Here is a 23,722-nt window from a genome sequence, read left to right as displayed (position 1 = left end):
AGAGAAAGCCATGGACACGTTCGACTACATCGTCGTCGGAGCGGGTAGCGCCGGCTGCGTGCTCGCAAACCGCCTCTCGGAAAATCCGGACCGCCGCGTTCTGCTGCTCGAAGCCGGCGGCAGCGACAACTATCACTGGATTCACATTCCGGTCGGCTATCTCTACTGCATCAACAATCCCCGCACGGACTGGTGCTTCACGACCGCGGCGGAGGAAGGCCTGAACGGCCGCTCGCTCGGTTATCCGCGCGGCAAGGTGCTCGGCGGCTGCTCCTCGATCAACGGCATGATCTACATGCGCGGCCAAGCGCGCGACTACGATCACTGGCGCCAGCTCGGCTGCGCCGGATGGAGCTGGGAGGATGTGCTGCCGCTCTTCAGGAAATCCGAAGACCACTATCGCGGCGCGGACGACATGCACGGCGCGGGCGGTGAGTGGCGCGTCGAGAAGGCCCGCGTCCGTTGGGCGGTGCTCGATGCCTTCCAGAAGGCGGCGAGCGAGGCGGGCGTTCCCGAGACGGAGGATTTCAACCGCGGCAGCAATGAAGGCTCCGGTTATTTCGACGTAAACCAGCGTTCCGGCGTCCGGTGGAACACGGCCAAGGCCTTCCTGAAGCCTGCCCGGCACAGGCGCAACCTCGTCATCCTGACGAAGGCGCATGTCCAGAAGCTGGTCATCGAAGACGGACGCGTTGTCGGCGTCGAGTTCCAGCACGACGGCATCACCAAGCGCGCAGATGCCCGGCGCGAAACCGTGCTTTCGGCCGGCGCGATCGGCTCGCCGCATGTTCTCGAGCTCTCGGGCATTGGTCAACCCGATGTCCTGCGTCGAAACGGCATCGACGTGCATCATGAATTGCCCGGTGTCGGCGAGAACCTGCAGGACCACCTGCAGCTGCGGCTCGCCTACAAGGTCACCGGCGTTCCGACGCTAAACGAGAAGGCCAGCTCGCTATTCGGCAAGGCGGCGATCGGCCTCGAATATCTCGCCCGCCGCTCCGGCCCGATGGCGATGGCACCGAGCCAGCTCGGCATCTTCACCCGGTCCGGCCCGGAAAAGGAAACGCCGGACCTGCAGTATCACGTCCAGCCGGTAACGCTCGAAAAATTCGGTGAACCGGTTCACCCCTTCCCGGCAATCACCGCCAGCGTCTGCAATTTGAGGCCGGAAAGCCGCGGCTCAGTGCATCTGAAGGGACCCGACTTCGCTGCCGCACCCGACATCCGCCCGCGCTATCTGACTGCCGAAGCCGATCGTGACGTGGCCGTCAAGGCGATCCGCCTCACCCGCCACATCGTCTCGCAACCGTCCTTTGCCCGTTTCAATCCGATCGAGTTCAAGCCAGGCCCGGCTTACCAAACGGACGAGGATCTGACGCGCGCTGCCGGCGATATCGGTACGACGATCTTCCACCCGGTCGGCACCTGCCGCATGGGCGCCGACGCGGATAGCGTCGTCGACCCTGAACTGCGCCTGCGCGGGATCAGGGGAGTGCGCATCGCCGACGCCTCGATCATGCCGACGATCACCTCCGGCAACACCAATTCGCCGACGATCATGATCGCGGAAAAGGCGGCGGAAATGATAGTCGCGGCGAACCGATAGAGGCGGTGACGGGCCAGCGTGGCCATCGGGCACCCCACGGTCCCGTATCTATGAAGCAAGGGCTGCACGAAAACGCGCGAGGGACTGGCGCGATGGCGGCCAGACGAGCAATACTCGGCCCGCTGTAAAGGGGAAGGGTATGCTGGACAAGCTTTTCATTGACGGAAAATGGGAGAAGCCGCGCAAGGGCGGCTCGTTCGACGTCGTCAATCCGGCGACGGAAGAGGTGATCTGCAAGGCGCCCGCGGGCACCTCGGACGATATCGATCGCGCCGTGAAGGCGGCCCGCATCGCGTTCGACAGCGGTCCCTGGCCGAAACTGACCGGCGCAGAGCGAGCCCGCTATCTTCGGGCAATCGCCGCAAGGATCGATGAACGACGCCACGCGCTCGCAAGACTCGAAGTCATGGACAACGGCAAGCCGCTACCGGAGGCGCTCTGGGATATCGACGACGCAGCCGGCTGCCTCAATTATTATGCGGGTCTTGCCGAAGAACTCGACACGAATGCCGAGGAGCCGATCGCGGTCGCAGACACCCGCTTCACATCGAAGGCCGTTCGTGAGCCGCTCGGCGTCGTCGGTGCGATTACGCCCTGGAATTATCCTCTGCTGATGGTGGCCTGGAAGGTCGCGCCGGCGCTCGCCGCCGGCTGCACCATAGTCCTGAAGCCCTCCGAACTTACGCCGCTGACGGCGCTCGAGTTCGGCCTGATCGCTGAAGAAATCGACCTGCCGCCCGGAGTTCTCAACATCATCACCGGCACAGGCGTGGACGCGGGCCAGCCGCTGACAGAACATCCACTGGTCGACAAGCTTGCCTTCACCGGCTCTGTACCGACCGGCCGCAAGGTCATGATGGCCGCCGCCCAGGACATCAAGAACATCAGCCTCGAACTCGGCGGCAAGTCGCCCTTTGTCGTCTTCGCCGATAGCGATATCGAGAAGGCGGTCGAATGGATCATGTTCGGCATCTTCTGGAACCAGGGGCAAGTCTGCTCCGCGACCTCGCGCGTGCTGGTCGAAGAGCCTGTCTACAACACCGTATTGATGCGGCTGACCGAGGAGGCGGCCAAGATCACGATCGGCAACGGCCTCGATGAGGGCACGCTGCTCGGGCCGATCGTCTCCAAAGGGCAATACAGCAAGATTCTCGCCGCGATCGAACATGCACGGCAGGACGGCGTCACGGTGGCAGCTGGCGGCGGTCGTCCGGCCGGCTTCAACAGCGGCTATTTCATTGAGCCGACGGTGCTGACGGGCATGTCAGAGGATAGCTTCGTCTGGCGGGAGGAAATCTTCGGCCCCGTCGTCTGCGTCATGCCGTTCAGCGACGAAGAGGAGGCGATCCGGCTTGCCAACGACAGCCGCTTCGGCCTTGCCGCCGCGGTCATGTCCGAGGACAAGGCGCGCTGCGAACGCGTCGCCCGCGCCTTGCGCGCCGGCATCGTCTGGGTCAACTGCTCGCAGCCGACATTCGTCGAAGCACCGTGGGGCGGCTACAAGCAATCCGGCATCGGCCGCGAACTCGGCCACTGGGGGCTCGCCAACTATCTGGAGGTGAAGCAGATCACCAGCTTCGATGCCGACGAACCCTGGGGCTGGTATATTAAGGGGTGAGCACGAACAGCTGGGGCGGCGGCTAAATCCGCTCCAATTTAGGGAACCATGCAGGGCGGCACCCCCCCTGCCGGGCATCTCCCCCACACGGGGGAGATCGGCAAGCGGTAATGCCGTGCTCAACCAATATGCCGCGCACGTCCCGTTGGCGACTTCGGCATCTGCGACGCTGGTTGGATAGGGCTTAGCGCCCGGCCAATCTCCCCCTTGTGGGGGAGATGCCCGGCAGGGCAGAGGGGGGTATCAACACCGCTTTGCGGGTTTTGGCCCTACTCCGCCGCTTCCGCCTCCGGTATCGGCGTGTAATTGAGGATCGGCGAGAGCCAGCGCTCGACCTCGCGAACATCCATCGCCTTGCGCTCCGCATAGTCCTCGACCTGGTCGCGCTCGATCTTGGCGACACCGAAATAATAGGCGTCCGGATGGCCGATATAGAGGCCGGAAACCGACGAGCCCGGCCACATCGCATAGTTCTCCGTGAGAGCGACCCCGATCGACGCCTCGGCATCAAGGAGGCGGAAAAGCGTTTCCTTTTCCGTGTGATCGGGCTGCGCCGGATAGCCGGGCGCCGGGCGGATGCCCGTATAGGGCTCGCCGATCAGGTCCTGGGGCGTGAAGGCTTCATCGGGAACATAGCCCCAGAGCTCCTTGCGCACATATTCGTGCATGCGCTCGGCGAAGGCCTCAGCGAAACGGTCGGCCAGCGCCTTGACCATGATCGAGGAATAATCGTCGTTGGCGCGCTCGAAGCGCTCGGCGATCGATACCTCCTCGATGCCGGCGGTCACCACGAAGCCGCCGAGATAGTCTCTTGCGCCACTGTCGACGGGCGCCACGAAATCGGCGAGCGCAACATTCGGCCGCCCGTCCCGCTTCACCAATTGCTGGCGAAGCGTGAAGAGGGTGGCGAGCTCAGCGCCGCGCGCTTCATCGGTAAACAGGCGGATATCGTCACCGACGGCGCCGGCAGGCCAGAGGCCGACCACGGCTTTCGGCGCGAACCATTTTTCGGCGACGATCTTCTGGAGCATAGCCTGGGCGTCGTCGAAGAGCTGGCGCGCTGCCGGCCCCTGTTTGTCGTCGTCGAGGATCCTTGGGTAGATGCCTTTCAGTTCCCAGGTCTGGAAGAATGGCGTCCAGTCGATGTAGCGGGCAAGCTCCGCCAGGTCCCAATCTTCGAAAACGCGGGTTCCGAGGAAGGAGGGCGCCTTCGGTCGATAGGTGCTCCAATCGAGCTTCTGGGCATTGGCGCGCGCCTGCGACAGCGGCAGGCGCCGTTTCTCCGCCTCGTTGCGCGCGTGCGCGTCGGCGATCTTGTGATATTCGGCGCGGATCGTCTCCATGTAGCCCTTGCGCACGTCCGGCGAGAGTAGACTGGACACGACCCCGACCGCGCGACTGGCGTCGTTGACATGGACCGTCTGCCCCAGGCTGTAGCGCGGATTGATCTTCACGGCCGTGTGCACCCGGCTCGTCGTCGCCCCGCCGATCAGTAGCGGGATATCGAGGCCCTCGCGCTCGAGTTCGGAGGCGACATGGACCATTTCATCGAGCGAAGGCGTGATGAGCCCGGAAAGCCCGATGATGTCGACCTTCCGCTCCTTCGCCACTTCAAGGATCTTCGCAGACGGCACCATGACCCCGAGATCGATGATCTCGTAATTGTTGCAGGCGAGCACGACGCCGACGATGTTCTTGCCGATGTCATGCACGTCGCCCTTGACGGTCGCCATCAGGATCGTGCCGGCGCTCTCGCGCGTTCCGTCACCGCCATTGGCGCGCTTCTCCGCTTCCATGTGCGGCAGCAGCACGGCGACTGCCTGCTTCATCACCCGCGCCGACTTCACCACCTGCGGCAGGAACATTTTGCCCGAGCCGAAGAGATCGCCGACGACGTTCATACCCGCCATCAGCGGACCCTCGATGACATGCAGCGGACGAGAGGCCGCCAGCCGTGCCTCTTCCGTGTCCACCTCGATGAACTCCGTGATGCCGTTGACGAGCGCATGTTCCAGCCGCTTTTCGACCGGCCATTCGCGCCAGGCGAGATCCTTCTCCCTCCCCTGCGCCCCGCCGTGCCCGCGATAACGCTCGGCAAGCTCCAGCATACGCTCGGTCGCATCCGCCCGGCGGTTGAGCACGACATCCTCGCAGGCCTCGCGGAGTTCCGGATCGATCGTGTCGTAGACGGCCAGCTGGCCGGCATTGACGATGCCCATGTCCATGCCTGCCTGGATCGCGTGGTAGAGGAACACGGCATGCATCGCCTCGCGCACCGGCTCGTTGCCGCGGAAGGAGAAGGAAAGGTTCGACACGCCGCCAGAGACATGGACATGCGGCAGCGTCGCGATGATCTCGCGCGTCGCCTCGATGAAATCGACACCGTAATTGTTGTGTTCTTCGATGCCTGTGGCGACCGCAAAGATGTTCGGGTCGAAGATGATGTCCTCCGGCGGGAAGCCCACCTTCTCGGTGAGCAGCCGATAGGCCCGCTTGCAGATCTCCACCTTGCGGGTCCTGGTGTCGGCCTGGCCTGTCTCGTCGAAGGCCATGACCACGACCGCAGCGCCATAGGCGCGCACCAGTCGTGCGTGATGGAGGAACGCCTCCTCGCCTTCCTTGAGCGAGATCGAGTTCACCAGCGCCTTGCCCTGCACGCATTTGAGGCCAGCTTCGATCACCTCCCATTTGGACGAATCGATCATCACCGGAACACGGGCGATATCGGGCTCGGACGCGATGAGGTTCAGGAACTCGACCATTGCCTGCGTCGAATCGATCAGGCCTTCGTCCATATTGATGTCGATGATCTGGGCGCCGTTCGCGACCTGATCGCGCGCGACGTCGAGCGCCGCCGAATAATCGCCGGCGGTAATAAGCTTGCGGAACTTGGCCGAACCGGTGACGTTGGTGCGTTCGCCGATATTGACGAAGGGAATGTCCTTGGTGAGCGTGAACGGTTCCAGGCCGGAAAGCCGCATATGCCGTTCCACCTCTGGAATCCGCCGGGGCGGATACTTGGCGACGGCTTCGGCGATCGCGCGAATGTGGGCGGGGGTCGAGCCGCAGCAGCCGCCGACGATATTGACGAGCCCGTCACGGGCGAAACCCTCGATCTCAGCCGCCATCGCTTCGGGACTTTCGTCGTAGCGCCCGAATTCATTCGGCAGGCCGGCATTCGGATAGGCGCAGACGAGCGTATCCGCGACCAGCGATAGCTCGTCGATATGGGCACGCATGGCGCTTGCGCCGAGCGCGCAATTGAGCCCGACGGTGAAGGGTGCGGCATGGCGCGCCGAGTGCCAGAAGGCAGTCGGCGTCTGCCCGGAAAGCGTGCGGCCGGAAAGATCGGTTATCGTGCCGGAGATCATCACAGGAAGGTAAATCCCCTTCTCGGCAAAGACTTGCTCAGTGGCGAAGATCGCCGCCTTGGCGTTCAGCGTGTCGAAGATCGTCTCGATCAGGATGATGTCGGCGCCGCCGTCGATCAGACCGCGGACCTGCTCACCATAGGCAAGCCGCAGATCATCGAAAGTGACCGCGCGATAGCCGGGATTGTTGACATCCGGGGAAATCGACGCGGTGCGGTTGGTGGGCCCGAGCGCGCCAGCGACGAAACGCCGCCTGCCGTCCTCCGCCTCAGCGCGCTTTGCCGCGCGCCGCGCCAGGCGTGCACCGTCACGGTTAAGCTCGTAGACCATGTCCTCCATGCCGTAGTCGGCCTGGGCGATGCGGGTCGATGAGAAGGTGTTGGTTTCGAGGATGTCAGCGCCCGCTATGGCGTAGCTGTAATGGATATCCTCGATTGCCTTCGGCTGCGTCAGCGTCAGGAGGTCGTTGTTCCCCTGCTGATGACAGGAGCAGCCGCCGAAGCGCTCGCCGCGGAAATGATCCTCGATGAAGCCGAGTTGTTGGATCTCGGTCCCCATGGCGCCGTCCATGATCAGGATGCGTTCGGCAGCCGCCTGACTGAGCGCGCGGAAGATTTCCGAACCATCAGGCCTGGGCGAAACATCGCCGAAAAGGGAGTTGATGGCGGGCATGGGAAATCCCCCGTTCTGAAAACGACAAATAATTAGTGATTTACTCACATAAACATATCTTTATGTCAACATACGCGTTGATCACAATTTCGCCGTCGCAAATAAAAACGGCCCGCCGCGCTTGCGGCAGGCCATGTGAAGCACTTTACAGCGAAGCCCTCTCTATGGAGCGACAGCTCACATCCGCTTCAGACAATCCTCCAACTCATAGATCGCGCAGACAATGTGATAGAAGCTGCTGGCCGGCGCAGGCTCTTCGACGAACGCGCCATCCGCCTGCTGCTTGTCGCGCCAGAGACCGCGAATCGGCGTTTGGAGGAAGCGATCGAGGGCGGCTGCCGCCCGTGCCGCCGAGGAGAGATAACGCTGACGCTCCTCCCCTTCGGTCAAGGCGGCAAAACGGATCGCCGCCTTCAGCCATTCGGTCTGCGGCCAAAGCCGCGCCACCGGATCGGCGACCGAAAAGTCATCGAGAAGCGTCATGATCGCCACGTCGCGCTTCGGGCAGATGCCGTGTTGCTCACCGATCTCGAACAGCCGCCGCGCCTTGACGATGGCTTCTGCACTGCCGCGCCGCTCTGCCCAGCGAAGCAGGAGCCACGCCCATTCGAATTGGTGACCCGGCTCGACGACGCGACCCTTCTCGCCTGGAAAGGGCGCCCACTCGTGATCGAAGAACTCGCGCAAGCCACCGGTTTCGGCATCGATGAAATGATCCATCGCCAAGTGGGCGATCTCGTCGGCGAGATTGGCCCAGGCCATCTTGTCGAAGCCTTCGACCGTCTCGCTTGCCAGGCACGCCTCGAAAAGATGCATATGCGGATTGGAACCGAGCGGCAGGCGTGGTGGGTTGTCCTCCTCGAAGCCGGCGATCGGATGCTTGCAATGAGCCTCGAGCTTTCGCCTGAGATCATTGCTGCGCTCGGCCATTTCGCCTCTCCGCTCCGGGAAGACCTCCGCCAGATAGGCGAAGGCGAGCAGCGCGAAGGCCTGGTTATAAAGGTCGAAGGACGGGTCGGTCACCTGGCCGTCGGCGTCGGCAAGCGCAGCGTAAAAGCCGCTTGGTCGCCGATAGACGCGATCGAAATAGGCAAGCCCTGCTTCGGCAACGGTGCGCCAGTCTCCCGGCCAACCGCGCCGTCCGGCCTCCGCGAAACAATAGACCTGTCGCGGCTGCACGCGCGAGCGACGATTGGCCCGCGTCGGCTCACCCTGCATGTCGATGGTCTCGACGAAGCCGCCGCTGGCATCGTCGAAACCCTTTTGCCGCCAAAGCAGCAAGGCCGCATCGGCAAGCCAGCCGGCGAGTTCGCGCGCCTGCGAGTGAATATTCATGCGGTGTCCGTTCCTGTCAGTCCTCGAGCTTCAACGCGGCGTGATCCGTCTTGAGCAATTCAACCATTGCTTCGATGACAAGATTATGGTCGTCGCGCTGCGGCAATCCGGAAACCGTGACGGCGCCGATGCAGCCCGTTCCCTTGACGATGATCGGGAAGCTGCCACCGTGCGCGGCGTATTCGGCATCCGGCAGGCCGAGCTTCGCCTGCAGGTTCGTCTGCTGCTTCAACAGGCTAAGGCCGGTGGCGTAGCTGCTCTTAAACAGCCGGAAGACCGTGTTGCGCTTGCGCCGAACCCAGCTGGGATTGTCCGGCGTCGCGCCTTCGAGCGCCGCGTAGAAGACCTGCATGGAAAAAAGGGTAATGTCGATGACCACGCCGAGCTTCCGCTCGGCCGCCATGCGCCGGAGGATCGAGCCGAGCTCCCAAGCCGTGTCGAGGCTGAAGCTTTCGAACTGCAGTTCCCGCTCCTGCAGCGCGATGCGGCGCAGATCGTTATCGATGTTCATGGTATCTCCTCGCTTGGATCGTCGGTTGGAGCAGCAGGCGGAAACCGCCGATGCTTTTCATTCTAGCTTTTCCAGAGCCAGGCGGCGCCGCGCACGCCGGAACTGTCGCCGTGCACCGCCTTGCGGATCGGCGTCTCGAAGCTGTCGCCGAAGATGTATCTGGTGATCAGCGCCGGCAGTTCGCCGTAGATTTCATCGACATTCGACATGCCGCCGCCCAGCACGAAGACATCCGGGTCGACCACATTGGTCAAAAGCGCCAGACTGCGGGCAAGACGATCGACGAAGCGCTCGTAGACACCGGTCGCCACCGGGTCGCCCGCACGTTTCGCCTCGATGATATCCCGGCCCCGGCGGTCGACGCCGGTCGTCGTGCGATAGTCGAGTTCCAAGCCAGTCCCGCAGGCATACATGTCGAGACAGCCGAGCTTGCCGCACCAGCACTTGTGGCCGGGATATTCGTCCCGCGTCATCCAGGGCAACGGGTAGTGCCCGATTTCGGCGGCAACCCCCTGGTAGCCCGCATGAACCTTCTTCTCGATCGCAAGCCCGCCACCATGTCCCGTGCCGACGATGACGCCGAAAACGACGCGGGCATCCTTGCCGGCACCGTCCACCGCCTCGGAAACGGCAAGGCAGTTGGCGTCGTTGGCAAGCCGCACCTCGCGGCCGAGCGCGGCTTCGAGATCGCGGCCGAGCGGCTTGCCGTTGATGAGGACGGCATTGGAATTGCGGACGATGCCGGTGCGCGGATTGGGGCTGCCGGGAATGCCGATGCCGATCGTTCCGCGCGCGCCGGCTGTCTGTTCGGCCGCGGCCACGAGGTCGATCACGGCGCGGATGCAGTCGTCATAGCCGCTGGTCGGCGTCGCGACACGGTGCCGGGCGCGCGTTTCGCCATCGCGGTCAAGCGCGATGACTTCCATTTTCGTGCCGCCCCAATCAATTCCGATGAACATGTGTGGATCAGATCTCAGGATGGATGTCGAGGAAAACGGCAGGTCGCTCCTCCGGCCGCCGCCGGCCCTGCTTAGCATCTGCAGTGTCGCAGATGCTAGAGTGGGGTGCGGAAAAGTGTAAGGCGGCTTACCGCAAATCGGTGAGGTCCCATGCAAAAACACTTGGCGAAGGGGCCTTGCTTTTGTATGGGTCTATTCCGAGTGGTCCCGTAGCTCAGCAGGATAGAGCATCAGATTCCTAATCTGGGGGTCGCGCGTTCGAATCGCGCCGGGATCACCATTTGCTATTCCATCTTCTCGCAGACGACTCCTGGATCCTCCTCCCCCTTCGTCACGTCGAAGAGCGTCGCCTCCTCGCCCTCGGTCCACCAGACATATCGGCCGCCGGCGTATCGTGCACCCGATCCGGAAATGATACCCGAAGCGACGATGTAGGTGCCGCCGATCGAGAATGTCACCAGCGAGACGGCGCCAGCATTGATATATTCGGCCTCGACCGTCTCGCCGCCGCAGCTGTAACGCACCGTTTGCCGATCGACCGTACCGGCACCGGGAATGCGCAGCGTTAGGTCAACGCCACCACTTTCGGCCGTGGCTTCCATTGAGGTGAGCAGCATGACCGGCGTACCGTCCGGCCTCGTCAGCGTTAGTCTTCCGCCGTCGATCTTCCAGGTGAGGCCCTCGCGCAGCGTGGAGAAGAACTTCTGCTCCTGATCCATGATGGCGGGTGCGCACATCTTGCGCGCCGCGGCGGTGGGACCGAAGGTGATTGTCGTGCCTGTGAGGCTGAAGGCACCGGTGAAATTGTTGCAGCCGGCCATGCCGCCATAGGTGCCATCCTCGCGTATCTCGAGCACGGTCTGGAGGTCGTCGATCACACCGCCGCCGCCGATGTCTTCGGCAAGCCACGAGCCGACCAGTTCTTCCGGCACCTTTTCGGCGGCAACTATCTCAGTGGAAGCAAGCTCGATCAACACGCAAGCGCAGGACGCGGCCGTCAGAGCCTTGAGCATCTGGAACTCCTCCACAAATCGGCACGTTTTGGCCGCCCATTCCGATGCTAATAAGTCATGACACAGGATGCGAGCGGAAAACGTTTCGCCCTGTTTCTTACCCGCTATCGTCGAGCAGTGCGATGGAAGGAAGGCAAGTCCACCCTTGTTGCCCGCGGCTTTCGGCTGTAGAGCCTAAGGCAAACCTGACGAACAAGAAGAACACGGGATTTGGCAATGGCATCCGGCGACAGCACGAAGCGCCGTCTGACGATATTGGGCTCCACCGGTTCGATCGGAACGAACACGCTCGACGTCATCGACCGGCTGGGCGGGCGAGATCGTTTCGACGTCGTCGCGCTGACCGGAAACGGCAATATTCCGCTTCTGGCCGAACAGGCGCGCCGGCTCGGCGCCGAACTGGCCGTCACCGCGGACGACAATCTCTATCAGGACCTCAAATCGGAGCTTGGCGGAAGCGGCATCGCGGTTGCCGCAGGCCGCACCGGCCTGATCGAGGCGGCCGAACGCGATGCCGGGTGGGTGATGGCGGCAATCGTCGGCAACGCCGGTCTTGCCCCGACGCTCGCCGCGGCAAAGCGCGGCGCCGATATCGCGCTTGCCAACAAGGAATGTCTCGTCTCCGCCGGCAGCCTCTTCGTCGAGGCGGTCGCAAAGGGCGGCGGCCGGCTGTTGCCCGTCGACAGCGAGCACAATGCGATCTTCCAGGTGCTGGAAAACGATCAGCGCCACGCCGTCGAGCGGATCATCCTGACGGCCTCCGGCGGCCCGTTCCGCACCAAGTCGCTTGAAGAGATGCGGCACGTGACCGCCGAAACGGCGCGCGCCCATCCGAACTGGTCGATGGGGCTGAAGATCTCGATCGACAGCGCTTCGATGTTCAACAAGGCGCTGGAAATGATCGAGGCGCGCCACCTTTTCGGGCTGCGACCGGAGCAGATCGAGGTCATCGTGCATCCGCAGTCGGTCATCCATTCGATGGTCGGCTACAGCGACGGATCGGTATTGGCGCAGCTCGGCTGCCCCGATATGCGCACCGCCATCGGCTATGCCCTCTCCTATCCGAGCCGATGCGATCTGCCGGTCGAGCGGCTCGATTTCGCAAAACTCTCGCGGCTGGACTTCGAGGCGCCGGACGAAATCCGCTTTCCGGCGCTGCGCCTGGCGCGGCGCGCCATGGAAGCCGGCGGCGTCCAGGGCGCCGTTCTGAACGGCGCTAAGGAAACCGCGCTCGAGGCCTTCATCAAGGGGCGGGCCGGCTTCCTTACGATGGCTGAAATCGTCGAAAAGGTGATGGACGAGCTCGCAGATCTGCCTGCAGCGTCAAGCATGGACGACGTCTTCGCCGCGGACGAAAAAGCCCGGCAGATGGCTGCCGGGCTGATCAAGTAACATCCTGGCCCCTTCGAGCCGGTTTTCGCGTCATCTGCCCCTCATCCGGCCTGCCGGTCACCTTCTCCCCGCGAGCGGGGCGAAGGGACTCGAGGCACGCCCTCAATCCCCTCTCCCCGCAAGCGGGGAGAGGGGATTGAGGGGCAATCATACTCCAGGATCGGTAGTACTTACGCGACGGCCCTTGCCAGCGCACAGCGCGACCAGAGCGAATGCAGCGCGCCGACCAGATGGTCGATATCGGCATCCGAATGCAACGGCGTCGGCGTGATGCGCAGGCGCTCGGTCTTCTTCGGTACCGTCGGATAGTTGATCGGCTGGACATAGACGCCGAAATTGTCGAGCAGCAGGTCGGAGATCCACTTGCACTTGGCGGCATCGCCCACGATCACCGGCACGATATGGCTCGGATTGACCATGTGCGGAATGCCGCGCTGGTCGAGCAGCGAGCGCAGCCGCCGCACGCGCTCCTGATGCGCGAAACGTTCGACCTGGCTTTCCTTCAGATGCCGGATGGAGGCGAGCGCACCGGCGGCGAGCGCCGGCGGCAACGCTGTCGTGAAGATGAAGCCGGACGCAAACGAGCGGATGAAATCGCAAAGTGCCGCAGAGCCAGTGATGTAGCCGCCCATGACGCCGAAGGCCTTGCCGAGCGTGCCCTCGATGACTGTCAGCCTGTGCATCAGCCCCTCGCGTTCGGCAATGCCGCCGCCGCGCGGGCCGTACATGCCGACCGCGTGCACTTCGTCGAGATAGGTCATCGCGCCATACTTGTCGGCAAGATCGCAGAATTCCTTGATCGGCGCGATATCTCCATCCATCGAGTAGACGGATTCAAAGGCGATGATTTTGGGCGCACGCGGATCGGCCGCCGCAAGTTTGGCTTCGAGGTCGGCGACAGAATTATGCTTGAAGATGACGCGTTCGCATTTCGAATGGCGGATCCCCTCGATCATCGAAGCGTGATTCCCGGCGTCCGAGAAGACGATGATGCCGGGAATCTTGGAACAGAGCGTTCCGAGCGCGGCCCAGTTCGACACATAGCCGGAGGTGAACAGGAGAGCGGATTCCTTGCCGTGCAGATCCGCGAGTTCGCGCTCGAGCAGGACGTGGTAGTGGTTGGTGCCGGAGATGTTGCGCGTGCCGCCGGCGCCGGCGCCGCATTCGTCGATCGCCCGCTTCATCGCTTCGGTGACGATCGGAGACTGGCCCATGCCGAGATAGTCGTTCGAGCACCAGACGGTCACTTCCTGGGTGCCATCGGCGGTGTGGCGTGTCGCCCTCGGAAAGTCACCGCGATGGCGGGCGAGATCCGCGAAAACCCGATAGCGGCCTTCCTGATGCAGCCCGTCCAGCTCGTTTTTGAAGAAACTCTCGAAATCCATCATCATCTCCAGTGCCCTGCCGCTTTCTTCATTCAAAGCGATCAGGGGTCAACCCCCGGAAAGGCCCCGCTTCGCCCCTGCGGCAAAAGGCCTCTACTTTTGAACCATTCCAAAATGACTAGTGCAAACTCAATCCCCTCAACTTTGATCGAAGTCAAGCTTTTGCAAAAAAGGACGGTCAAGGCCGCCCTTTTTCAATACTTAAGTCCCATCAAGCCGCAGCCACGGCGCGCTTGGTCATAACCTTGATAAGATTGGCGCGATAGGCAGCGCTGGCATGAAGGTCTGTCATCAAATCCGATGCATCCACGGAGACATTGCCGACCGCATCCGGCGACCAATTGCCGGCAAGCGCCGATTCCATGCCTTGATGACGGAAGACACCGTTCGAACCCGCTCCGGTCACGGCAACGCGCACATCGCCATTGTCCCGGCGCGCGACGAAGACCCCGGTCATGGCGTAGCGCGAGGCCGGGTTCGGGAACTTCCGGTAGGCTGCCTTCGCCGGCGCCTCGAAGGCGATGGCGGTGATGATCTCGTCATCGTTCAACGCCGTTTCAAAGAGCCCGGTGAAGAAGTCCGCCGCGGCGATCTCGCGGCTGTTGGTAACTATCGTTGCATCAAGAGCCAGCATCGCCGCCGGATAGTCGGCTGCCGGATCATTGTTGGCGATGGAGCCGCCGATCGTCCCCATGTGGCGGACGTGCGGGTCGCCGATATGGCTGGCCAGGGCACAGATCGCCGGACAGACCGCCTCGAGCTCGACCGACGACGCGACGTCGTGGTGGGTTGTCGCCGCGCCGATCCGCACGGACCGGCCATTGACGGTGATCCCTTTCATTTCGGCGATGTGCCGAAGGTCCACGAGATCGCTCGGCGCCGCAAGCCGCTGCTTCATCGTGGCGATGAGCGTCATGCCCCCGGCGAGATATTTGCCTTCGGCGGCCCCGCTGATCAGCTTCACGGCCTCCTGAACAGAGGACGCTCTGTGATAGTTCGTCTCATACATCTCTCGTCCTCCAATCAATTGGCGGCGTGTGCCGCCGCCCAGACCTTCTCAGGCGTCGCGGGCATGGTGAGCGTATTGTTGCCGATCGCATCGGTGATCGCATTGATCAGCGCCGGCGGCGAACCGATCGCCCCGGCTTCCCCGCACCCCTTGACGCCGAGCGGGTTGTTCGGGCAGGGCGTGTTCGAGGTCGAGACCTTGAAGGACGGCAGGTCGTCCGCGCGCGGCATGGCGTAGTCCATGTAGCTTGCCGTCAGCAGCTGGCCGCTGTCTGGGTCGTAATGAACGCCTTCGAGCAGCGCCTGACCGATACCCTGCGCCAGCCCGCCATGCACCTGGCCTTCGACGATCATCGGGTTGATGATGTTGCCGAAATCGTCCGCCGCCACGAACTGAACGATCTCGGTCCGGCCGGTATCCGGATCGACTTCCACCTCGCAGATGTAGCATCCGGCCGGAAAGGTGAAATTCGACGGATCGTAGAAGGCGCCTTCCTTGAGGCCGGGCTCCATTCCGGACGGCAGGTTGTGGGCGGTGTAGGCGGCCAGCGCCATCTGGAACCAGGGGACCGACTTGTCGGTACCAGCAACCTTTAGCTCGCCGTTTTCGATGACGATGTCGCTCTCGTCCGCCTCCATCAGGTGGGCGGCGATCTTCTTGGCCTTGGCCTCGACCTTGTCCAGCGCCTTGACCACCGCCGACATGCCGACGGCGCCCGACCGGGAGCCATAGGTTCCCATGCCCATCTGCACCTTGTCCGTATCGCCATGGACGATGTTGACGCTGTCGATCGGCACGCCGAAGCGGTCCGCGACGAGTTGGGCAAACGTCGTCTCATGCCCCTGGCCGTGGCTGTGCGAGCCGGTCATCACTTCGATCGTGCCGACCGCATTGACCCGGACCTCCGCCGATTCCCAGAGACCGACTCCAGCGCCGAGCGAACCGACGGCGGAAGAGGGCGCTAGCCCGCAGGCCTCGATGTAGCAGCTCATGCCGATGCCGCGCTTCATGCCGCGCCGCTCCGCCTCCGCCTTCCGGTCGGCAAATCCGTTCCAGTCGGCCGCACCCATCGCGGCGTTCAACGACGCCTCGTAGTCGCCGGCGTCGTAATTCATGATCACCGGCGTCTGATGGGGGAAGGAGCGGATGAAGTTGATGCGCCTGAGCTCGGCGGGCGAGATGCCGAGTTCCCGCGCCGCGGTCTCCATCGTCCGCTCCAGGAGGTAGGTGGCCTCCGGCCGCCCCGCGCCGCGATAGGCGTCGACCGGCGCCGTGTTGGTATAGACGGTGCGGACATTGGCGTGAATCGCCGGGATATCGTATTGCCCCGAGAGCAGCGTCGCATAGAGGTAGGTCGGCACGCACGAGGAGAAGAGCGACATGTAGGCACCGAGATTGGCGATCGTGTCGACCTTCAGCGCGGTGATCCGGTTGGAACTGTCAAACGCCATCTTCGCAGTCGATATGTGATCGCGGCCGTGGGCGTCGGTCAGAAAGGCTTCGGTGCGGTCGCACGTCCACTTCACCGGCACGCCGGTGCGCTTCGAGGCCCAGAGACAGACGATCTCCTCCGGATAGATGTAGATCTTCGAGCCGAAGCCGCCGCCGACATCGGGTGCGATCACTCTCAACTTGTTCTCAGGCGCGACATTGTAGAAGGCACTCATCACCAGTCGCGCCAGATGCGGGTTCTGGCTGGTCGTGTAGCAGGTATAGTGATCGTCGCCCGAGTCATAGATGCCGAGGGCCGCGCGCGGCTCCATCGGATTCGGTGACAGGCGGTTGTTGAAGATTTTCACCTCCGTCACATGCGCCGCCGCCGCAATCGCCGCGTCCGTTGCCGCCGCATCGCCGAGTTGCCAGTCGAAGATCAGATTGTTCGGAGCTTCAGGATGGAGCTGCGGCTGGCCGTCGGCCATCGCCTTGACCGGGTCGGTGACCACCGGCAGCAGCTCGTAATCGACGACCACCGCCTCGGCGGCATCGCGCGCTTCGTCGACGCTGTCGGCGACGACTACCGCCACCGCATCACCGACATAGCGCACCGTCTGGTCGGCGAGCGGCCGCCAGGCGCCCATCTTCATCGGCGAGCCATCCTTCGAATGAATCATCCAGCCGCAGATCAGGTTACCGATCCCGTCTGCCGTGAGCTGCCTGCCGTCGAGCACGTCGATGACGCCGGGCATCTCTTTTGCCGCCGTGGCGTCGATGCTCCTGATCTTCGCATGCGCATGCGGGCTGCGCACGAAGATCGCGTACTTCATGCCCGGCACGCTCATATCGTCCGTGTAGCGGCCCTTGCCGGTCAGGAAGCGCTTGTCTTCCTTGCGCGCCACCCGCGCGCCAATTCCTTCAACGCCCATCGCCTATCTCCTCCCGAGATATTCAGTGAAAGTGCTGCGACGAAATCCGTAGCGGACGATCTTCCTTCGTCCACGTGAAAGATCATCATTCGGCCGCCTGGCGAGCGCCGCCCATTTCGGCCGCGGCGGCGAGGATCGCCTTGACGATGTTGTGATAGCCGGTACAGCGACAGATATTGCCTTCGAGTTCGTAGCGCACCGTCGCCTCGTCGAGGCCGCTGCCGTGTCGGGCGATCATATCGACAGCCGTCATCACCATGCCGGGCGTGCAGAAACCGCACTGCAGCCCGTGATGCGCCTTGAACGCTGCCTGGACCGGATGAAGTTCGCCGTCTTTGGCCAGGCCTTCGATGGTCGTGATCGACGAGCCTGCCGCCTGCACCGCAAGAATGGAACAGCTTTTGACCGACAGCCCGTCCATATGGATGACGCAGGCACCGCACTGCGACGTGTCGCAGCCGACATGTGTGCCGGTTAGTCCGAGATTTTCGCGGATAAAGTGCACCAGCAGCGTGCGGTCATCACATGTGCCGCTGACCTGACGGCCGTTGACCGTCATCGTTATTTTCGCCATTTCGCTCCTCCGGGGTCGGTCAGTGCCAACTTGAGCGCGGCTTCAACTCGGGTGAGATGCGTTCACGCGACTGAAGTACGCGCCAACTGATATCAATGCCCACTGCCCGTGGCCCGCTCCTCCCGGACCGACGCGGCGCTTTGTATCATTTGTTTTTTTTTGGAATGTCGCAACCGTTTCGGTCTGCGCACGACAAAAAAATTCCGCAGTGGCTGTGACGTCGGGTACAGCGCCTTCATGTTCCGTTCAGGAAGGATCGCATTATCTTGCGACGGAAGATTCGCCGGGGTCCAGTAGACATTCGCTGACGGCGGGTTATTTTCCGAATTGCAAGTTCAAGTGGAAGGCGACGTTTCGGTCGACCTGCCATCCAACCAGGGACGGACGAAGCGACAGGCTGAAATCCGTAGATCGGAGAGGACAACATGAAAAAAGCCATAGCCCTTGTGCTGGTCGCCTTGTCGGTCGCAAGCTGCACGCAGACGGAAAAGGGTGCCGGCATCGGTGCTGCATCGGGCGCGATCATCGGTGGCGCGATCACCGGTAACGTACGCGGCGCTGCGGTCGGCGCGGCCATTGGCGGTGTATCCGGCGCGTTGATCGGCCATGTCAGCGAGCAGCCAGGTCAATGCTACTACCGCGACCGCTACGGTCGCCGTTACATCGACCGTTGCTGATCGCCGCAGCAATCCGCAAGCGAACGGCCCCGGAGCGATCCGGGGCTTTTTCTTGTGTTGTTGGGGCGGGTGCCGATGCGGGAAATGGCACCAGCTACGCTACCGCATGTTTCCTTAAGTCGGGGCCGATTTAAGGAAAACATGCGGATTTCAACCTTCTACGGCGACCTTTATGCGTCTGAAGAGACGCCCGGCGCTGTAGCGTAAGGCTGCCCACTTGAAACCGCCTCCGGCTCCTCCACCTTCTTGGGAATAGTAGCAACTCTACGAACGTGGGAGAGCCAGGAGCAACCCTGCTGGCCACAGATATTCAACAGAGCATATCGCCCTGATGTTCGTCCGCATTGACCGGCAGTCTTGAAGACTCGCGGCCTTCCTCTTCGTTTCACTGAAGGGAGATGGAAATGGCAAAGGTCGTTTGCGTCCTCTATGATGATCCGGTTGATGGATATCCGACGGCTTACGCGCGCGATAGTCTGCCGAAACTGGAGCGCTACCCCGGCGGCCAGACGCTTCCCACTCCGAAAGCCATCGATTTTCAGCCGGGTGTACTGCTGGGCAGCGTCTCCGGCGAACTCGGCTTGAGGAAATTTCTCGAAAGTCAGGGGCATAGCCTCGTCGTCACCTCGGACAAGGACGGTCCCGACAGCGTCTTCGAACGGGAGCTCGTCGACGCCGATGTCGTGATCTCGCAACCTTTCTGGCCAGCCTATTTGACCGCTGAGAGAATTGGCAAGGCGAGCAAGCTGAAGCTCGCGATCACCGCCGGCATCGGCTCCGACCATGTCGACCTGCAGGCCGCGATGGACCGCGGCATCACCGTCGCCGAAGTGACCTACTGCAACTCGATCAGCGTGTCCGAGCACGTGGTCATGATGATCCTCAGCCTGGCGCGGAACTATATCCCCTCCTACCAGTGGGTCATGAAGGGCGGCTGGAACATCGCCGATTGCGTCGCACGCTCGTATGACATCGAGGGCATGGAGATCGGCACGGTCGGCGCCGGGCGGATCGGCACCGCGGTGCTGCGCCGGCTGAAGCCGTTTGACGTCAGGCTGCACTACACCGACCGGCACCGGCTCCCGGACTCAGTCGAGAAGGAGCTCGGCGCCACGTTCCACCAGACCGCGGCGGAGATGGTGCCCATCTGTGATGTGGTCACCATCAACGCGCCCCTTCACCCGGAGACGGAAAATCTCTTCGACGAGGCGATGATCGCCAGCATGAAGCGCGGTGCCTATCTGGTGAACACGGCGCGCGGCAAGATCTGCAATCGCGATGCGGTCGCGCGGGCGCTCGCAAGCGGCCAGCTCGCCGGCTATGCCGGTGATGTGTGGTTCCCGCAGCCGGCGCCCAAGGACCACCCGTGGCGGTCGATGCCCCATCACGGCATGACGCCTCATATTTCGGGTTCGTCGCTCTCCGCACAGACGCGCTATGCCGCCGGCACGCGAGAAATTCTGGAATGCTGGTTCGACGGCAGGCCGATCCGCGAGGAATATCTGATCGTCGCCAGCGGCAAACTCGCCGGCGCCGGCGCGCATTCCTACAGTGCGGGAGATGCCACGCGCGGCTCCGAGGAGGCGGCTCGTTTCAAGAGCTGAACGCGGCGGGCGATTACGAAGACGGCCGCACAGCCATATGGCGACTTTTGTGCCTGAAGGACAACATAATGAGTCCTTTTTGCAAAAATCCGACCCGAATCAGAGTTTCGGGGGTGGATGCGGCACGCCGTGATCGTTAACAGATGGAAAACTTTGCCATGCAATAGTGGCGGTTGCCGCATATGCAGGCAGTTTGTTGAGAGTCGCCTGAAACGGGATGCGGAGAGGGATGTCTCCATCACGGTCGAGCATTGTGCACTGGAAGGCAGCAACCGCGCTCGCAGTTGTGGCTTCGGCATTGCTCGGCCCGCTTTCCCTCGATCAGGCCCGGGCGTTCGAGCTCTTCGGCATGCGCTTCTTCGAAAGCGAGGAAGACGAGGTCCAGGTCATCAACCCGGTCAACTACGCGCTGACGTTCGAGCCCGGCACGGACGACAAGGAGCTCCGGGAGGCGCTCGAGAACAGTTCGATGCTTTTCCAGGACCGGGAAGAACCGGTATCGGGCGATCTCGGGCTTGCGATCAAGGCGCGCGACGACCGGGACCGCATTCTCGCGGCCCTCTATGAGAAAGCACGCTACGGCGGAACGGTCAGCGTTCTGATCAACGGTCAGGATATCGACAGTCTGCCGCCCGATCCGTCCTTCCCGGACGGTCGGCCTGTACCGGTTTCAGTCAGCGTCACGCCCGGGCCGGTGTTCACCCTGGGTTCGGTGAGGTTCGAAGGCGATGCCGCAGCGTTCGATCCGGCCACTTACGATCTGACGCGCGGCGCCCGCGCCGACTCCACGCTGATAATCAAAGCGGGCGAGCAGATCGTGAACGATCTGAAGGAACAAAGCCGCCCACTGGCGAAGCTGACGGAACGCAGCGTCGTCGCGGACCACGCCACATCCACCGTCGACGTGACGATCAGTGCCGCCGGCGGACCGGTTGCTCCGGTTGGACAGCTCACCGTGACCGGCACGAAAACCGTCGATCCGGTTTTCGTCAAGGACTACTCCCGCCTCAACGACGGCCGCCCCTATTCGCCGGAAAACATCCGCAAGGCCGCCGAGCGCCTGCGTCAGCTGAACGTTTTCTCGAGCGTCACCATCAAGGAAGCCGACGCGCTCACGCCGGACGGCAGGATCCCGATGAATATCGAGGTCTCGGAGGGCAAGCACCGCTACTTCGGCTTCGGCGCCCAGGTCTCGACCACCGACGGTCTCGGCGTAGAGGGCTACTGGGGCCACCGCAACCTTTTCGGCCGCGCGGAATCCTTGCGAATAGAAGGCTCGGTCAACCGCATCGGCGAGACCACGGACGTCGGCGGCCTCGACTATTCCGCCGGCATCCTGTTCGCCAAGCCCGGCGCGTTCGGGCCGGCGTCGACTTTCACTGCGAGTGTCAGGGCCAGCATCGTCGATCCGGACGCCTACAGTGCGAAGATGATCACCGCGGCAGCCGGCGCGACCTTCGAGCTTTCGCCACAGGATACATTCTCTGGCGGCGCTGAATTGAGCTGGGCCGACGTTGACGACGCCTTCGGAGAGAATTCCTATCTCACCGCCAGCATCCCGCTCGAATATATCCGCGATACCCGCGACGACAAGCTGAACGCGACCGAGGGCTACCGGGCGCTGATCAATGCCAAACCGAGCTACGAGATCGAGGGACAGACCTTCTTCACCTCGTTTGAGGCCTCCGCCTCCGGCTATTACGCGCTGGGCGAGGAGGAGCGTCTCGTACTTGCCGGCAAGCTTGGCGCCGGCATGCTCGTCGGCGGCGACGAACTTGTCGACATACCCGCGCCCCGGCGCTTCTTCCTCGGCGGCGGTGGTTCGGTGCGCGGCTATTCTTTTCAGGAGATCAGTCCTCGCGACGAGAGCAACGATCTCACCGGCGGCCGCTCCTATGTCAGCGGCTCACTGGAAGCGCGCATCGCGATTACCGACACGATCGGCATCGTTCCCTTCCTCGATGCCGGCACCGTTTCGGAAAACACGACGCCCGATTTCTCCGACATTCGCGCCGGCGCCGGCATCGGTCTGCGCTATGCCACTCCTTTTGGACCGATCCGGTTGGATTTTGCGGTCCCGCTCAACAAATACCCCGGCGGGACAGACTACGGCATCTATGCCGGCATCGGACAGTCCTTCTGAATTGCGCCTGATTTTGTTGATAGTTCAGGCAGATAATTTCCGCAGGTTGCCTGCCGATTCCGAAACGGCGTAACTTGGTCTATGGGTAGGATATGAATCAGGTCATCCGCTTCCTTCGATCTGGGCTGCGCTATTTCTTTGCCGGCCTCGGCACTCTTGTGGTCCTGCTCCTCCTGCTCGCCGTCTTTGTCGGCTTCACGACGCCCGGCGCGCGGCTCGTCGCCTGGGCAATCGAAAAATACGCCGCAACCCCCGACCAGATCGTCCGCATCTCGGATCCGGGCGCCCTGCTCACCGGGCATTTCACCGCCGGCACGGTCACCCTCTTCGACGGAGAGGGGATCTATGCGGAAGTCCGGGACCTTTCGGTGAACTGGTCGCCGGCCGAACTCCTGTCGATGCGGTTCGACGCGAGCCAGATTTCCGCGGGGTCGGTCCGCGTGGAACGCACGCCCATTCCCTCTGCCGAAACCGAGGAGGTACGGGAGACTTTCGCGCTGCCCGTCGACGTCAAGATCGACGCCTTCGATCTCAAGGAGATCATGATCGGCAAGGCGATCGCCGGCGAAGATCAGTTCCTGACCGCGCGCGGCAGGGTCAACGCCACGAATTCGAGCATTGCTCTTGCCCTCGATGCCGCTGAGCGCGACCGCCCGGACGCGCGCGCCGTCGCGGATGTCGTCTTCGATCCGGCCGGCAACCAATTGAAACTGGAAGCGAAGGTGACCGAACCGAAGGGAGGGCTTCTCGCCAAGCTGCTCCGCATCCCGGGCGAGCCTGCTGTCGACATCACCTTGACCGGCGAGGGTCCGCTTTCGGATTGGGCCGGATCGGGCACCGCTTCGCTCGGCGGCAACGAGATCCTCCGGCTCGATGGACGCCATGTGCATGCCGGCGACGGCATGCATCGGTTGACCGTCACCGGCGGCGGCGCCCTGGTGTCGCTCGTGCCGGCGGGGTTCAAGCCGTTGTTCGAGGGGACGACGAACATCGACGTCACGGCCCTCTTCGACGGATCGAGCATGGTGCAGATCGAGGCCGGCAAGGTTTCGACCGGCGCATTGACGCTCGACGCATCCGGTACGGTCAACAGCAAGGGCGAGAACAATCTTCAGGCAAGCCTTGCAGGCACCAGCGGCGCCATCGACTTTCGTTGGCCGCTGAGGGAAGGCGAGCTGCACGCGCTGATCAACACCGCCAATCTGTCCCTGATCGGCGACGGACAATCGGCGATCCTCGACATCGCTGCCGACCTCCCTTCCGTCTCGCTTCCGGAGATGAACCTTGCGGCGGTTCGGCTATCCGCGCAAAGCGACGCCTTCAATCTGGAAACACAATCCGGACCGCTGAAGACGACGGTCGAAGTTAGAGAGAGCCGTTTTGCAAGCGCCGATCTCGACCGGGCAATCAAGGCGCCCATGAAACTCGACGGAACGATCGTCGTCGGGCCGGAGAACATCCGCTTCGATCCGCTGACGATCGAAAGCGCC

At 62.8% G+C, this 23,722-nt stretch carries 15 protein-coding genes, 1 tRNA gene and 1 pseudogene; 8 read left to right on the top strand and 9 right to left on the bottom strand.

The window, feature by feature from the left end; all coding sequences use genetic code 11:
• Positions 1-10: 10 nt before the first annotated feature.
• Both QN219_RS25965 and QN219_RS25960 read left to right on the top strand, forming a co-directional pair.
• Entirely contained in the window at positions 11-1,606 is a 1,596-nt protein-coding gene (locus tag QN219_RS25965; RefSeq protein ID WP_284002995.1) for a GMC family oxidoreductase, read from the top strand.
• A 139-nt stretch (positions 1,607-1,745) separates the two neighbouring features.
• Positions 1,746-3,224 (top strand): aldehyde dehydrogenase family protein, encoded by a 1,479-nt coding sequence (locus QN219_RS25960; protein ID WP_284002994.1) that lies wholly within the window; start codon positions 1,746-1,748, stop codon positions 3,222-3,224.
• Positions 3,225-3,493: 269 nt separating this feature from the next.
• Here QN219_RS25960 and metH read toward each other — a convergent pair whose 3' ends face one another.
• The 4 genes from metH to QN219_RS25940 all read right to left on the bottom strand — a co-directional run bounded on the left by metH (position 3,494) and on the right by QN219_RS25940 (position 10,072).
• Positions 3,494-7,267, bottom strand: a complete 3,774-nt coding sequence (gene metH / locus QN219_RS25955) for a methionine synthase (protein WP_284002993.1) — start codon at positions 7,265-7,267, stop codon at positions 3,494-3,496.
• A 177-nt stretch (positions 7,268-7,444) separates the two neighbouring features.
• Positions 7,445-8,602, bottom strand: coding sequence for a mannose-6-phosphate isomerase Pmi (gene pmi / locus QN219_RS25950; protein WP_284002992.1), 1,158 nt, complete (start codon positions 8,600-8,602; stop codon positions 7,445-7,447).
• A gap of 16 nt (positions 8,603-8,618) precedes the next feature.
• Positions 8,619-9,113, bottom strand: coding sequence for a heme-degrading domain-containing protein (locus QN219_RS25945; protein WP_284002991.1), 495 nt, complete (start codon positions 9,111-9,113; stop codon positions 8,619-8,621).
• 62 nt (positions 9,114-9,175) lie between these two features.
• Positions 9,176-10,072, bottom strand: a complete 897-nt coding sequence (locus QN219_RS25940; RefSeq protein ID WP_284002989.1) for an ROK family protein — start codon at positions 10,070-10,072, stop codon at positions 9,176-9,178.
• 203 nt (positions 10,073-10,275) lie between these two features.
• On the opposite strand from QN219_RS25940, the gene QN219_RS25935 reads away from it, so the two are divergent.
• A tRNA-Arg gene (locus QN219_RS25935) sits at positions 10,276-10,352 on the top strand.
• 4 nt (positions 10,353-10,356) lie between these two features.
• Here QN219_RS25935 and QN219_RS25930 read toward each other — a convergent pair.
• Positions 10,357-11,085: an META domain-containing protein gene (locus tag QN219_RS25930; protein ID WP_284002987.1), complete on the bottom strand. Its 729-nt coding sequence runs from the start codon at positions 11,083-11,085 to the stop codon at positions 10,357-10,359.
• Between the two features lie 216 nt (positions 11,086-11,301).
• Between QN219_RS25930 and dxr the strand changes: the two genes are divergently transcribed.
• A complete protein-coding gene (dxr, locus tag QN219_RS25925) occupies positions 11,302-12,477 on the top strand; it encodes a 1-deoxy-D-xylulose-5-phosphate reductoisomerase (protein ID WP_284002986.1) in 1,176 nt (391 codons plus the stop codon).
• A gap of 170 nt (positions 12,478-12,647) precedes the next feature.
• Here the strand turns inward: dxr and hemA are convergent, their stop codons facing one another.
• The 4 genes from hemA to QN219_RS25905 all read right to left on the bottom strand — a co-directional run bounded on the left by hemA (position 12,648) and on the right by QN219_RS25905 (position 17,808).
• Complete coding sequence (gene hemA, locus QN219_RS25920) at positions 12,648-13,862, bottom strand: 5-aminolevulinate synthase (protein ID WP_284002985.1); 1,215 nt, start codon at positions 13,860-13,862, stop codon at positions 12,648-12,650.
• A 211-nt stretch (positions 13,863-14,073) separates the two neighbouring features.
• On the bottom strand, positions 14,074-14,871 hold the full coding sequence (locus tag QN219_RS25915) for a xanthine dehydrogenase family protein subunit M (protein ID WP_284002984.1): 798 nt from the start codon (positions 14,869-14,871) through the stop codon (positions 14,074-14,076).
• A gap of 14 nt (positions 14,872-14,885) precedes the next feature.
• Positions 14,886-17,234: a xanthine dehydrogenase family protein molybdopterin-binding subunit gene (locus tag QN219_RS25910; RefSeq protein WP_284002983.1), complete on the bottom strand. Its 2,349-nt coding sequence runs from the start codon at positions 17,232-17,234 to the stop codon at positions 14,886-14,888.
• An 85-nt stretch (positions 17,235-17,319) separates the two neighbouring features.
• Positions 17,320-17,808: a (2Fe-2S)-binding protein gene (locus QN219_RS25905; protein WP_284002982.1), complete on the bottom strand. Its 489-nt coding sequence runs from the start codon at positions 17,806-17,808 to the stop codon at positions 17,320-17,322.
• 425 nt (positions 17,809-18,233) lie between these two features.
• Between QN219_RS25905 and QN219_RS25900 the strand changes: the two genes are divergently transcribed.
• The 4 genes and pseudogenes from QN219_RS25900 to QN219_RS25885 all read left to right on the top strand — a co-directional run.
• Positions 18,234-18,485, top strand: coding sequence for a YMGG-like glycine zipper-containing protein (locus QN219_RS25900; protein WP_153440661.1), 252 nt, complete (start codon positions 18,234-18,236; stop codon positions 18,483-18,485).
• Positions 18,486-18,889: 404 nt separating this feature from the next.
• The gene (locus QN219_RS25895) at positions 18,890-20,089 is read left to right on the top strand and encodes an NAD-dependent formate dehydrogenase (protein WP_284002981.1); all 1,200 of its coding nucleotides are present in this window, start codon (positions 18,890-18,892) and stop codon (positions 20,087-20,089) included.
• Positions 20,090-20,318: 229 nt separating this feature from the next.
• Positions 20,319-22,232, top strand: a complete 1,914-nt coding sequence (locus QN219_RS25890; protein WP_284002980.1) for an autotransporter assembly complex family protein — start codon at positions 20,319-20,321, stop codon at positions 22,230-22,232.
• 92 nt (positions 22,233-22,324) lie between these two features.
• Positions 22,325-23,722, top strand: a pseudogene (locus tag QN219_RS25885) (translocation/assembly module TamB); the annotation flags it as partial.

Origin of the sequence: Sinorhizobium sp. 8-89 (assembly GCF_030124325.1) — a bacterium.
GTDB lineage: Bacteria > Pseudomonadota > Alphaproteobacteria > Rhizobiales > Rhizobiaceae > Sinorhizobium.
Note: the sequence above shows the minus strand (reverse complement) of the source record. Positions and strands in the feature narration are given on the sequence as shown.

What these genes read in the sequence shown, in the direction of transcription:
- QN219_RS25895 (WP_284002981.1), top strand. Translation starts at nt 18,890, where the DNA reads ATGGCAAAGGTCGTTTGCGTCCTCTATGATGATCCGGTTGATGGATAT.
- dxr (WP_284002986.1), top strand. Translation starts at nt 11,302, where the DNA reads ATGGCATCCGGCGACAGCACGAAGCGCCGTCTGACGATATTGGGCTCC.
- QN219_RS25960 (WP_284002994.1), top strand. Translation starts at nt 1,746, where the DNA reads ATGCTGGACAAGCTTTTCATTGACGGAAAATGGGAGAAGCCGCGCAAG.
- QN219_RS25940 (WP_284002989.1), bottom strand. Translation starts at nt 10,072, where the DNA reads ATGTTCATCGGAATTGATTGGGGCGGCACGAAAATGGAAGTCATCGCG.
- QN219_RS25890 (WP_284002980.1), top strand. Translation starts at nt 20,319, where the DNA reads ATGTCTCCATCACGGTCGAGCATTGTGCACTGGAAGGCAGCAACCGCG.
- QN219_RS25945 (WP_284002991.1), bottom strand. Translation starts at nt 9,113, where the DNA reads ATGAACATCGATAACGATCTGCGCCGCATCGCGCTGCAGGAGCGGGAA.
- metH (WP_284002993.1), bottom strand. Translation starts at nt 7,267, where the DNA reads ATGCCCGCCATCAACTCCCTTTTCGGCGATGTTTCGCCCAGGCCTGAT.
- pmi (WP_284002992.1), bottom strand. Translation starts at nt 8,602, where the DNA reads ATGAATATTCACTCGCAGGCGCGCGAACTCGCCGGCTGGCTTGCCGAT.
- QN219_RS25965 (WP_284002995.1), top strand. Translation starts at nt 11, where the DNA reads ATGGACACGTTCGACTACATCGTCGTCGGAGCGGGTAGCGCCGGCTGC.
- QN219_RS25910 (WP_284002983.1), bottom strand. Translation starts at nt 17,234, where the DNA reads ATGGGCGTTGAAGGAATTGGCGCGCGGGTGGCGCGCAAGGAAGACAAG.
- QN219_RS25905 (WP_284002982.1), bottom strand. Translation starts at nt 17,808, where the DNA reads ATGGCGAAAATAACGATGACGGTCAACGGCCGTCAGGTCAGCGGCACA.
- hemA (WP_284002985.1), bottom strand. Translation starts at nt 13,862, where the DNA reads ATGGATTTCGAGAGTTTCTTCAAAAACGAGCTGGACGGGCTGCATCAG.
- QN219_RS25930 (WP_284002987.1), bottom strand. Translation starts at nt 11,085, where the DNA reads ATGCTCAAGGCTCTGACGGCCGCGTCCTGCGCTTGCGTGTTGATCGAG.
- QN219_RS25900 (WP_153440661.1), top strand. Translation starts at nt 18,234, where the DNA reads ATGAAAAAAGCCATAGCCCTTGTGCTGGTCGCCTTGTCGGTCGCAAGC.
- QN219_RS25915 (WP_284002984.1), bottom strand. Translation starts at nt 14,871, where the DNA reads ATGTATGAGACGAACTATCACAGAGCGTCCTCTGTTCAGGAGGCCGTG.